This window comes from Chloroflexota bacterium, assembly GCA_014360805.1.
Lineage (GTDB): Bacteria > Chloroflexota > Anaerolineae > DTLA01 > DTLA01 > DTLA01.
Genome location: JACIWU010000003.1, coordinates 41,658 through 54,585, shown reverse-complemented (window position 1 = coordinate 54,585; position 12,928 = coordinate 41,658). Strand labels below are relative to the sequence as shown.

Below are 12,928 nucleotides of genomic sequence, written 5' to 3'. Positions count from 1 at the left end.
ACGCGCACGGCGAGGAGGGCGTGCCTCGGTACTACTACGGCAACAAGATGGCGCGCATCTACTTGCTGGCGCTTGAGGACGTGCTGGGCAAGAATGGCGTGAACGCGCTGCTCAACCTGGCGAAACTGAAGCACCTCATCAACAACTACCCGCCCAACAACTTTGAGCGCGAGTTCCCGTTTGAGGACTTTGCGGCGCTGAATCAGGCGCTGGATGACGTGTACGGGCCGCGCGGCGGGCGAGGGCTGGGCACGCGCGGCGGCCGCGCCACGTTCAAGTATGTGCTCAAGGAGTACGGCGCGATGCTGGGCATCAGCGACCTGGCCATGCGCCTGATGCCGCTGGGCATGAAACTGCGGCTGGGCCTGGGCGTTATGGCCGAGACCTTCAACCGCTCCAGCGACCAGGTTGTGCGCCTGGAAGAGGACAACGAGCACTTCTACTATCACATCGTTCGCTGTCCGGTGTGCTGGGGCCGGAAGTCGCAGACGCCCATCTGCTACGTCGCCCTCGGCCTGTTGCAAGAGAGCCTGGCGTGGGTAACCGGCGGCAAGAACATGTCGGTTGTGGAGACAACCTGCATTGCCAAGGGCGACCCCACGTGCTGTTTCGTGATTGACAAGAAGCCGTTGGACTAGACGGGGGAGGACACGGATAGACCCAGACGCACGCGCCGGAGTCGGACGCTGATGCGGCGGTTCCGGACGGTTCTCGGCAAAACGAGTCCCAGGCCGGGCGCGGTACCCCCCAGCCCGCCGGTCGGCCAAGGGTTGTCCGCGCCTCGCCCGAAAGCGCGGGGAGGAGCGCGCAAGACGGTGGGCGATCTGGAGGGTGCCAGAGGGCCATGATACGAATCGTCATCCGCGATCGCACCAAGATACCCCCCTTCAACGAGCCTGCGCGAGACCTGCGCGTGCTCAATAAACCCCTGTGGTTGCACCAGCGCGACGTTCTGGCCCGGCATTGCCTCACGGAGGTGGAGGTGGAAAGCGGAGACCCGCTGCCGCCCATCCGCGAAGAATGCATCGTGTACCGCGACAACCTCTTCTTTGACGAGGACTTCATCCAGGAGTTCCTGCGCCTGGCCAAGGCGCGCCGCAAGCCCTGCCAGGTGGCCTTCTCCCCCGACGACAAGGCCATCGTCGTCCACGCCCTGCCCCTGCAGGACAACATCCGCCGCCAGGGCGACGTGTACGTGGCGGACCTGTGGTACTACCCCAACGGCCCTACCGACGAGCCGGCGGAGCCCGTGGTCGTGGACACCATGGCGCGAGAAATCGGCTATTACCACATCCCGACGTACATGGCCTCGGAGAAGGGGGAACTGGTCTTCTGGGTCCCCCTGCGACCGTTCCTGGCGATAGAGAATTGGGTACACGTGTTCATGGCCAATTCGCCCTTCGGAATCTTCAGCATGGGGGCGAAGATGGAACACGAGGTTACGCGGTTCTCCAAGGCGGCGCGGGTGCTGATGCGCTCGCTGCTGGAGCGGCGGCAGTTCCTGTCGTCGTCCCGGATGATCCGCGTGGGGCGCAATGTGCAGATTGACCCGACGGCCATCATCCAGGGGCCGGCCATCATCGGCGACAACACCACCATCGGCCCGGGGGCTGTGGTAACCAACTCCATCATCGGCAGCAACGTCAACGTGATGCAGGGCTGCCAGGTGATGCTCAGCGTTGTCAGCGATGGGTGCTACCTGCCGTTCCGCGCCGCCCTGTTCATGACCACACTCATGGAGAACTCCATGGTGGCCCAGAACGCCACGCTGCAATTGTGCGTCGTCGGGCGGCACTCGTTTGTGGGGGCGAATACGGTCTTCACGGATTTCAACCTGCTGGGCAAGCCGCTGCGCACCATGCACAAAGGCCAGCCGCAACCCGTGGGCTTGCCCGTTCTGGGCGGGTGCGTCGGGCACAACTGCCGAATCGGCGCGGGCATGGTCATCTACCCCGCACGCACCATTGAGTCGGACACGGTGCTCATCCGCGCCGAGGGCCGCGGCGTCATCTCCGACAACGTGCTGTTTGAGGAGAGCGATCACGTGCGGCTGGGTGAGGAGCGCCTGCACCCTCAGAAGTACACGAGGGATTGAGATGGAGCGTTTCGGGTTCATCCTGCACCCTTTGGACGTGCGGAGGGATGTGGCGAAGCGGTTCGCTATCCTGAGCCGACTGCCGCTGGGGTGGCTGGACTTCCTGTCGGGGTACTTCCCGCCGGTGTACCTTTCGCACGTTACTGGCATTCGCTCTGCACTGGGTGTAGAGGCCGAGGGGTGGCTTGTGGCCTGTCCGCTCACGCCGCGGGCGATGACGCGGTTCCCGCTGCGGCGCGTGTATCGCCAGATCATCCGCGCGGGGCGGCTGGCCGAACGCCTGGGCGCGCGCATCGTGGGGCTGGGCGCGCTGACCTCGGCGGTGGGCGATGCCGGCAAGACGGTTGAGCGAGGGCTGAGCGTGCCCGTTACGACGGGCAACAGTTACACGGTGGCGGTTACGTGCAGCGCCGTGCGAACCATCGCCCGCGCTCTGGGCAGGCCGCTGGAGGAGTTGCACGTGGCCGTGCTCGGCGGGACGGGGTCCATCGGCAGCGCATGCGCACGCCTGCTCGCCGGCAAGGTGGGGCACCTGGGCATCGTGGGGCGCGACGCCGGGGCCGTGAGTCGGCTGGCGGCCGAATTGGAGTGGGCGGCGCCTGGCACGGTGTCGGGCGCGACGGACTTGTTGGCGCTGCGGGAGGCGGATATCGTCATCAGCGCCACGAATTCGGCGGGGCCGCTGATTCGTCCGGAGCATTTGCGCCCGGGCGCGGCGGTCTACGACCTGGCGCTGCCGCCGGATGTGTCGGCGGCGGTGCACGCGCTGCGGCTGAAAGTCACTGTGTACGCGGGCGGCGATGTAATCGTGCCGGGACAGCCGGAGTTCCGGTTTGACTTCGGCCTGCCGCCTGAACATGCGTATGCCTGCATGGCCGAGACCATCGCGCTCGCGCTGGAGGGCCGCTACGAGAGTTTCACGCTGGGGCGCGCCATCGCCCCCGAACGGGTGGCTGTGATTTGCACCATCGCCGAGCGGCACGGCTTCCGCGCGGCTCCGCTTCGCGCCGGAGGTCGGGCCGTGGACGTGTCATCTTGCGCAGGAGTGGTATAATAGAACAGGCAGGTGCGCTTGTAGCCTAAGGTGTTATGGAGGATAGACATGCCAAAGGACAGGATTCTGATCGTAGAGGACGACCGGGACATCTCCAGTCTGCTCGCCTTCTATTTTGAATCGCAGGGATACGATGTCCTTGTTACCACGCACGGGAACGAGGCCCTGGAGATTTCTCGGCGCAAACTGCCCAATCTGGTCATCTTGGATATCAAACTTCCGGACATTGACGGCTACGAGGTGTGCCGCCGCTTGCGCACCAACCTGCGCACCAGCCACATTCCCATCATCTTCCTCACGCAGAAGGATGAGCGGGCCGACCGCATCGCCGGCCTCCAGTTGGGCGCCGACGACTACATCACCAAGCCCTTTGACATGGAAGAACTGCATCTGCGGGTCAAGAACGCCCTGCGCAGGGCCAGTTACGAGAACCTCACGAACCCGGTTACGGGCCTCCCCAGCGGGCGGCTGATAGAGGAGCAACTGAAGGCCCTCATCCAGCGCGACAACTGGACGGTGCTGTATATCGGCGTGTGCGGGCTGCGCGCGTTCAACGACCTGTACGGGTTCGTTGCGGCCGACGATGTGCTGCGCTTTGCGGCCATGGTGCTGGGCGAGACGATTGACGCGCTGGAAGGCGGCCAGGATTTCGTCGGCCACATCGGCGGGGGCGACTTCATCATCATCACCACGCCCGACCGCGAGGCCGCGCTGCGCGAACGGATCACCACGCGCTTCAACAGCGAGGTCAAGAGTTTCTACAACTTCAAAGACCGCGAACGCGGCTACCTTCTGGTGAAAGATGAGACAGGGCGAGAGAAGAAGGTCTCGCTCATGACGCTGGCCGTGGGGACGGTGCACGGCGGGGCTGGACGTTTCAGCGACATCCGCGAGATCACCGAGGTGGCCTCGGATGCGCGCCGCGCCGCCGCCATCGCCCAGTCCGGCGAGATCGGCTAGCGTCCCGGAATCTGCGTGGGTTGGTGGGTATGAACATTTCCAGAGGAAGACTGAGAGCGCAGCAAGTCGTTGTCTGGCTGTACTGGTTCGGCTGGCTGTACGCGCTGATTTCCTCCCTGGCCAATCAGGGCCGGGTTGGATTCTGGGTTCTGGGGCTGCTCGCCGCGCAACTGTTGGCGCTTCGCATCCGCGCACTTCGCGCGTTCCGCGAACGTCATGCCCTCCTCGGGCTTCTCGCCGTTGAGGTGCCATTTTCCATTGCGGTCTTCTACCTGACGGGCGGACGCACAAGCCCCGCCTCCATCCTGGCGTACTTCCTGGTCGGGCTGGGAGCCGCATGGCTGCCTATCGGGGCGCTGGCGGCCTTCATCGCGGGCGTGGCCGTGGCGTTCCTGCTGCCCCTCGTGCCGCCGCTCTGGCCCGCGGGCGAGCCGATCCGCTGGTCCTTCCTGATCACCGGCCTGTTCAGTTACTACGCGCTGGGGTACATCGTCCGCTACCTGGTGCGATCAGAGGAGCAGGACCGCGCTGCGCAACTGGAGAGCCAGGAGATTCTCGCCCAGTCGCGCCGGCGCGTGAACGAACTGACCGCCCTGCAGCGCATCAGCCGCCAACTCAGCAGCACCCTGGAACTGGACAAACTCCTGCCCATGATCGTGGAGGAGACCGTGGCCGCCACGCCCGCGACCCACGGGGCCTTGCTCCTGGTAGACGAGAACACGGGGAAGTTGGCGCTGCGCGAGGCGTATGGCTACACGCCCGACCAGATCATGGCCTACAAGACGCTGGATTTTGAGGCCACGAAGACCATCGTGGGGCGCGTGCGCGAGACGGGGCAGCCGGCGCTGATCGCCGACGTGTCGCAGGACGCGGACTACTTTGCGCTCGTGCCCGAGACCCGCTCCGAGGTCGCGGTGCCCATTCGCATGGGCAACGTCGTGGTGGGCGTGCTGAACCTGGAGGCGCGGACGCCCCAGGCGTTCACCGAAGCCGACGTTCACTTTCTGGAGGCCATTGCCGACCAGGCGGCGCTGGCGCTGGCCAACGCGCAACTGTACGCGGCCACCGACCGGACGCTGGCGCGGCGCGTGGAAGAACTGGGCGCGATGAGCGAGATCACGCGCGAACTGGCCAGCACGCTGGATTTGCACCGCGTGTTGGACTTGCTCATCGGCCGCGCCATCCAGGCCACGGGCGCGACCTCGGCGCTGGCGGGCCTGTACGACCCCGAAACGGATAGGTTGGAACTCCTGGCGCAGCGGAACTACCCCACGCTCATCACGCCCGAAGGGGACATGCAGCGCCCGTCTCCTGGTGGCATCACCATGCGCGTGGTGCGCACCGGCAGGCCCGCCCTCGTCCCCGATGTAGCCAAGGACCCCGACTACGTGCCGGCCCTGCCCGACACACGCTCGCAGTTGACCGTGCCCATCCGCTACGAGAACCAGGTGCTGGGCGTGCTGAACCTGGAGAGCAACCGCCCTGCCGCGTTTACGACCGACAACCTGGCGTTTGTGGAGAACCTGGCCAACCAGGCGGCGGTTGCGGTGCGGAATGCGCGCCTCTACGATCAGGAACTCCGCCGCTTCCAGGAGATTTCGCTGCTGAACGAGGTGGGCCAGGCCATTTCGGGCAGCCTGGATTTGGAAGCCACGCTCCAGACCATTTTGGAAAGCGCGCGCCGCCTGCTGGACTACTACGTGGCCGAAGTGAACCTGTGGGACGAGGACCAGGGTGTCATGGTTACGTGGGCGGCGGCAGGCGAACCCGGCTACCTGACCCAGGTTGGCGCCACCTATACCCCCGAGCAGGGATACACCGGCTGGATCACCCGCAACCAGAAGCCGCTGTTCATCCCCGACGTGCAGGCGCGCACCGATGTTCGGCCTCGCCTGGATTCGGAGCAAATCCCCTTCCGCTCCTATATGGGCGTGCCGCTGATGAAGGGGCCAAAACTGGTGGGGACACTGGAGATGGCGGCGGAGCGCCCCAACGCCTTCTCGCAGCAAGACCTGCGCCTCCTGCAGGCGATTGCAGGCCAGGCCGCCGTCGCCATTGAGAACGCCCGCCTGTACGAAGAGATGCAGGCCAGGGTGGACGAGATGGCCGGCCTGTTCCAAATCGCCGGCATCGTTACCTCCACGCTGGACCTGGAGCAGATGCTCCAGCAGACGCTGCACAAGGCGGCCGACCTGCTCAAGGCCGAGAAGATGGCGCTGCTCATGTACAACGAGACCACGGAGCGGCTGGAGGCTCGCGCCAGCGGCGTTGTGGGGCTGCCGCCCGAAGAGGCCGAAACCCTGTCCATTGACGCGACATTTCCCGAATTCGCCTATGGCGTGTTCCGCACGGGACGCCCGTTCCGGTCGTCGGACGCGCCAAACGACAAACGCATCATCCCCGCCTATCGCCCGCTCATCCACAAGTACGGATTCCGCACGGTGCTGTCGGTGCCGTTGCGGACGCAGGACGTGGTGCTGGGCGAACTCCATGCGGGGAACAAGCGCGACGGCGCCTTTTCCGCCGAGGATGAGCGGCTTCTTGCGACCATCGCCGCGCAACTGGCCACCGGCATCCAGAACCTGCGGCTGTACCAGCGCACCGACGAGCAACTGCGACATCAGGTGGACCAGATGACGGCCCTCCAGCGCATCACGCGGGAACTCAACGCCACGCTGGAGTTGGAGCGCATCCTGGAGGTCGTCATCACCGAGGCGATTCGCGCCACCCGCGCGTCCCACGGGAACATCGCCTTGCTGGACGTGGAGAGCGGCAAGTTCCACGTCGTTGCCTACAAGGGGTACTCCGAAGAAGAGGAGGCAATCCTCAAAGGGATGACCCTGGGCGACGGGAACAGCGTTGCCGAAGACGCCATACGCTCGGCGAAGTCCATCATCGTGGCCGACGCACGCAAGGAGACGCGCCCGGTCTGCATCCGCAAGGGCACGCTGTCGGCCGTGGCGGTGCCCATCCTGTACGAGGGGGCGGTCGCGGGCGTCATCAGCCTGCGCGCCATGGAAGCGCAGGCGTTTGACGAGGAAACGGTCAAGTTCCTGGAGGCGCTGGCCAACCAGGCGGGCGTGGCCATCGGCAACGCCTGGCGGTATCAGGAGCAGGTGCGGCTGGGGAGCAGCCTGAGCCGTCGCGCCGAGCAGTTGCGCAGCCTGCTGGAAATCGGCAACGCCCTGCGCATGAACCTCTCGCTGGAAGAGGTGCTGGATCAGATCGTGTACGCCATTCCCGAAACGACAGGGTTCAACCTGGCGCTGCTCAGCGTCGTGGAGGGCGACCCGCCGTACCTGCGGCGCGTTGCGGCGGCGGGGTTGCCCCTCGCCGTCTTTGAGGAGATGCGGCGCGTGCGGCAGCCGCTGGAGCGGTTCACCCGCATCATGCGCGACGAGTACCGCATCAGCCAGTCCTACTTCTTCCCGCACCAGAAGGCGCACGAATGGCAGGAAGGGCTTCACGTGTACACGCCGCCGGCGCCGGAGGACGAAGAGTGGGAACAGGGGCGGTGGCATCCCGAAGACATGCTCATCGTCCCGCTGCATTCCTCGTCCGGCGAGATTCTGGGGCTGCTGAGCGTGGATGAGCCTCGCGACGGGCGGGTGCCCACCCGCGCGGTCGTGGAGGCGCTGGAGATTTTCGCCAACCAGGCGGCCATCGCCATTGAGAACGCGCAACTGTACGAGAAGCAGTTGGCCCAGAGCCGATTGATGGCGCGCCGCGCAGAGCAACTGAGCAACCTGCTCAACTTCGGCAATGCCCTCAAGGCCGAGATGAGCCTGGAGCAGGTTTGCCGCGAGATCACCGAGGCCGCGCACAAGCAGATGGGGTATCGCCTTGTGGCGCTGAACCTGATTGACGGCGAAGACCCCACCCTGGTGCGCGTGGTGGCCACGGCGGGCGTCGGCGACGGTGCGCCCGTGTCGGCGGCGCCCTTCCCGCGCGCCGCGCTGGAAAGCCTGCTGGACGAACGCTATCGCATCAGCCAGTCCTATCTCATCACCGGCGACGGCAAGGGCACGCTGGAGGGGAGCGGCGCGCCGGTGTACGTGCCCGACCTGGGGCCGCGCGAGCCGGAGGAGTGGCAGCCCACCGACGCCCTCATCGTCCCGCTGACCGGCAGTAAGGGGCACATCGGCTACCTGTCGCTGGACGACCCCATCAGCCGCCGCCGACCCGAGCCGGAAGACATCGCGGCGCTGGAGGTGTTTGCCAACCAGGCGGCCATCGGCATTGAGAACGCGATGCTGTACGAAAACGTCATCTCGCGCATGCGCGAGATTTCGGCCATGTACGACGTGAGCCGAGGGCTGGTCTCCACGCTGGACCCCGAAGAGATGCTGGAAGACGTGTTGAGCGCGCTCCGGCAGTCGGCGGGGTACGACAACTGCGCGTTCCTGCTCCTGGACCCGGTTACCGACGACCTGGTGGTGCGCGCCGCCGTGGGGTACATGGAAGACGTTCGCGGGCTGCGCATCCAGGTGGGACGGGAAGGCATCACCGGATGGGTCGCCGAGAACAAGCAGCCGCTGGTGGTGCCCGACGTTACCCAGGATTCCCGCTACATCCAGAAGGACTCGCAGACCCGTTCGGAGATCGCCGTGCCCATGATGGTGGGCAATCGGCTCATCGGCGTCCTGGACGCGCAGAGCAGCCAGTTGGATGCCTTCGGCGAGCGGGATTTGCGCATCCTATCGGCGGTGGCCGCGCAGACCGCCGTGGCCATTGAGAACAGTCGCCTGTACGAGGAGACGCGCAGGCGCGCCACGCAGTTGGAGGCCACCAGCGAGGTGGGCCGCCGCATCGCTTCCATCCTGGGCCTGGACGAACTGCTCACCGAGGTGGTGGAACTGGTGCACGAGACGTTCAACTACGACCACGTGCACGTGTTCCTCATTGACCCCGACACGCAAGAGGCCGTGTACCGCGCGGGCAACGGCTCCGTGGGGCGCGCCATACGCGAAGAAGGGCTGCGGCTGAAGGTGGGCCAGGAAGGGATGATCGGCCACGCCGCCAGCACCCGCCAGCCGCTCATCGCCAACGACGTTACCAAGGACCCCTACTACGTGCCGCATCCGCTCCTGGCCGACACGCGGTCGGAATGCACCGTGCCCCTGGTCATCGGCGACCGCGTCATCGGTGTGCTGGACGTGCAGAGCCACGAGTTGGACGCTTTCGGCGACGACGACCTGTTCCTCCTCCAGACGCTTGGCGACCAGTTGGCCGTGGCCATTGAGAACGCACGCCTGTTTGAGGAATCGGAGCGGCGGATTCGTTCGCTGGCCGCGCTCAACCGCATGGGCCAGACCATCAGTTCCACCCTGGACCTGCCGGCGCTGTTGGAGGAGGCGTATAGGCAGATTGGCCAGGTCATTGACGCATCCAACTTCTACATCGCCCTGTACGACGAGGAGAACGATGAGGTGTCGTTCCCGCTGGCGGTTGAGGAGGGCGAGCGCGTAACCTGGGCCAGCCGACGCGGCACGCGGAGCCTGACCGAGCACATCATCCGCACGCGACAGCCGCTGTTCCTGCCCGAGAACGTGGTGGAGGCGGCGACCGAAATCCTGGGCAACCCGCCCGTGGGCAGGCCCGCGCTGTCGTGGATGGGCGTGCCGATGATCGTCGGCGAGAAGGTCATCGGCGTGATCGCCGTGCAGAGTTACATCAAGCCGCGCGCCTACACCGAAGAGGACCTGAACGTGCTGCAAACCATCGCCGCGCAGGTGGCCACGGCTGTGCAGAACGCGCGCCTGTTCCAGGAGACGCGCCAGAGCGCCGAGGAGATGCGCCTGCTGTACGACCTGGGCGTGGCCCTCAGCGAGACTCTGGAACTGGATCGCGTGCTGACGCTCATCGCCCAGAGCGCGCTGCGGCTGACCCACACGCAACTTGCTACGCTGTACATCAAGGGCCAGACCGAGGATGAACTGGTCTTCAAGGTCGTGTCGGACCCGCCGGAGATGGCGCAGCAGATTGAGGTGCACAAGCCCAGGGCGCGCGGGTTGACCGCCGAGATCCTGCGATCGGGCAAGCCGCTCGTCATAGACGAGGTAGCGCAGGATAGCCGCGTCAGTTCGGTGATTCGCAAACTGGGCGTGCAGTCCATGCTCGGCGTGCCGGTGCAACTGGAAGGACAAACCATCGGCGTGCTGTTCGCAGGCTCCACCGAACCCCATCACTTCACCGATCGGGAAGTGTCGCTCGTGAACTTCCTGGTGAACCAGGCCTCGCGCGCCATCCGCAACGCCCAGTTGTACCAAGAGATCACGCGGCTGAACCTGGAACTGGAAGAGCGCGTGGAGCAGCGCACGCGCGAACTGGCGAAGGCCAACGAGGAACTCACGATTGAGCGCGACCGCACCGAGGCGCTGTACCGCATCGCCCGCGAATTGAGCCAGACGCTGGACCTGAACCGCGTGATGAGCCGCGCCCTGCAACTCCTGAAGGAGTCCATCGGCATGCGGCAGGGGTCCATCCTGCTGCTGGATCAGGCGACGGGCAAACTGGTGCACCGCGCCTCGCTGACGCGGGGCCAGGCGGACCAGGCCGCGTCGCTGTCGCGGTCCTTCAGCGCGGGGGTTGGGCTGGCCGGATGGGTGCTCCAGCACCGCCAGGCGGTCATCGTGCCCGACGTAACCAAGGACAAGCGCTGGCTGACCACGGTGGGCGAAGAGACGGTGCGCTCGGCGCTGTCGGTGCCGCTCCAGGCGGGCGAGGACATCCTCGGCGTGCTGACGCTGGCCGACCCCAGGCCCGACTATTTCAGCGAGGCCCACCTGAAGATGGTAACCGCCGCCGCCACCCAGATCGCCACGGCCATCGGCAACGCCGAACTGTATCGCCTCATCCAGGAGCAGGCGGACCGCCTGGGCGACATGCTGCGGATGCAGCAGACCGAGGCATCCAAGACCCGCGCCATTCTGGAAGGCATCGCCGACGGCGTGGTGGTTACCGACACCGACGGGCGCATCATCCTGTTCAACGACGCCGCCGAGCGCATCCTGGGCGTGCCGCGCAACGTGGTGATGAACGAGAACGTGCATGCCCTGCCGGCCACGCTTTCGGCGGGGGCCGAGATGGCCGCCCGCGGGCTGGCCGCCGTGAGCCGCTGGGTCGGCGTCGCGTCCCGCCAGCGGCCACAGATGGAAGAGCGTTTCGCCGTGGGCAACAAGGTGGCCAGCGTGCGCGTGGCGCCGGTGATGATGGGCGACGAATTGCTGGGAACCGTGGCGCTGTTCCGCGACATCTCCAAGGAAGTGGAGGCGGAGCGCGTCAAGAACGAATTCATCTCCACCGTGTCCCACGAATTGCGCACGCCCATGACTTCCATCAAGGGCTACACCGACCTCCTGTTCATGCAAGCGGCAGGCCCTATTACGGATGCCCAGCGCAAGTTCCTGACCGTCATCAAGTCCAACGCCGACCGACTGGCGACGCTGGTCAACGACCTGCTGGACATCTCGCGGATTGAGACCGGACGCATCCGCTTGGACCGCCAGCCCACCGACGCCGCCAAGGTCATCCAGGACGTGGTAACCGCGCTGCGCAAGCAAGCCGAGGAGAAGCAACTCACGGTTACCATCAAGGTCAAATCGCCCTTGCCGCCGGTGTACGCCGACCGCGACCGCCTGACGCAGATTCTGACCAACCTAGTGGACAACGCGTGCCGCTACACGCCCGCGGGCGGCAAGATCACCGTCTCGGCGCGCCGCGTGTCGGACAAGGTGCAGATAGACGTGGCCGACACCGGCATCGGCATCTCGCCCGAGGACCAGAAGAAGGTCTTTGACCGCTTCTATCGCGCCGACCATCCGGTGGTGCAGGAGACGGGCGGCACCGGCCTGGGCCTGGCCATCGTCAAGTCGTTCGTGGAGATGCACGGCGGCACCATCTGGCTCAAGAGCGAACTGGGCAAGGGGTCCAAGTTCAGTTTCACGATGCCCATCGCCGTGTTTGACCAGCCGCTCCCGCCGCGGGAAGAGGTTACGGAAGAAGCCGAGCCCATTGGCGCGGGCAAGCGGATTCTCGTGGTGGAAGACGAGCCCGACATCGCGAACCTGGTGGCCACGCATCTGCGCGAGGAAGGGTACGAGGTGAGCACTTGCGGGCGGGGCGACGAGGTGATGGACCTCGTCCTGCGCGAGAGACCGCACCTCATCACGCTGGACGTTCGCCTGCCGGGCAAGGACGGGTTTGAGGTGCTCAGCGACCTGAAGTCCAACCCCGAGACCACGGACATCCCCGTGGTGATTCTGTCCATCGTCCCCGACCCCGACCGGGCCTACCGCTTGGGGGCGGTGGACTACCTGGGCAAGCCGGTGGACGAGAAGCGGCTCGTCAGCACGGTTCACTCCATCCTGTTCGCCCACGACCTGGTGCTCATCTGCGATGATAACGAGGACACGCAGAAACTGCTGCGCGAGGTGCTGGAGCGCAACGGGTTCGTGGCGCGGGCCGTGTCCGACGGCCGCCAGGTGCTGGCCGTGGCCGAAAAGGAGCGCCCCGGCCTCATCCTGCTGGACCTCAAGATGCCCGGGCTGGACGGCTACTCGGTGCTGGAGCAACTGAAGCGGAATCCGAACACCGCCGACATCCCGGTGATCGTGATGACGGCCAGTATCTCTGAAGACAAGATGAAGCGCGAGCGGGCGTTGGCCCTGGGCGCCGTGAACTTCATGACCAAGCCCTTCTCCATCCCAGACCTGGTGGAGGAAGTGCGCAAGACGCTGGAATCTCGGTCCAGGCCGAACGGTGAGGCGGAGTCGGCCCGCGGCGCGACCGAGGACCGCGCCGAGTAAACCCATTGCGTA

5 protein-coding genes are annotated in these 12,928 nt (G+C 65.7%); all 5 read left to right on the top strand.

Annotation, left to right across the window (positions count from 1 at the left end; translation table 11 throughout):
* The first annotated feature begins 47 nt into the window (after nucleotides 1-47).
* The 5 genes from H5T65_01065 to H5T65_01045 all read left to right on the top strand — a co-directional run bounded on the left by H5T65_01065 (nucleotide 48) and on the right by H5T65_01045 (nucleotide 12,916).
* Entirely contained in the window at nucleotides 48-638 is a 591-nt protein-coding gene (locus H5T65_01065; protein MBC7257817.1) for a 4-vinyl reductase, read from the top strand.
* A 206-nt stretch (nucleotides 639-844) separates the two neighbouring features.
* Nucleotides 845-2,095, top strand: a complete 1,251-nt coding sequence (locus tag H5T65_01060; protein ID MBC7257816.1) for a multidrug transporter — start codon at nucleotides 845-847, stop codon at nucleotides 2,093-2,095.
* Between the two features lies 1 nt (nucleotide 2,096).
* Nucleotides 2,097-3,149 (top strand): shikimate dehydrogenase, encoded by a 1,053-nt coding sequence (locus H5T65_01055; protein ID MBC7257815.1) that lies wholly within the window; start codon nucleotides 2,097-2,099, stop codon nucleotides 3,147-3,149.
* A 48-nt stretch (nucleotides 3,150-3,197) separates the two neighbouring features.
* Nucleotides 3,198-4,109, top strand: coding sequence for a response regulator (locus tag H5T65_01050; GenBank protein ID MBC7257814.1), 912 nt, complete (start codon nucleotides 3,198-3,200; stop codon nucleotides 4,107-4,109).
* 29 nt (nucleotides 4,110-4,138) lie between these two features.
* Nucleotides 4,139-12,916 (top strand): GAF domain-containing protein, encoded by an 8,778-nt coding sequence (locus H5T65_01045; GenBank protein ID MBC7257813.1) that lies wholly within the window; start codon nucleotides 4,139-4,141, stop codon nucleotides 12,914-12,916.
* The last annotated feature ends 12 nt before the right edge of the window (nucleotides 12,917-12,928 follow it).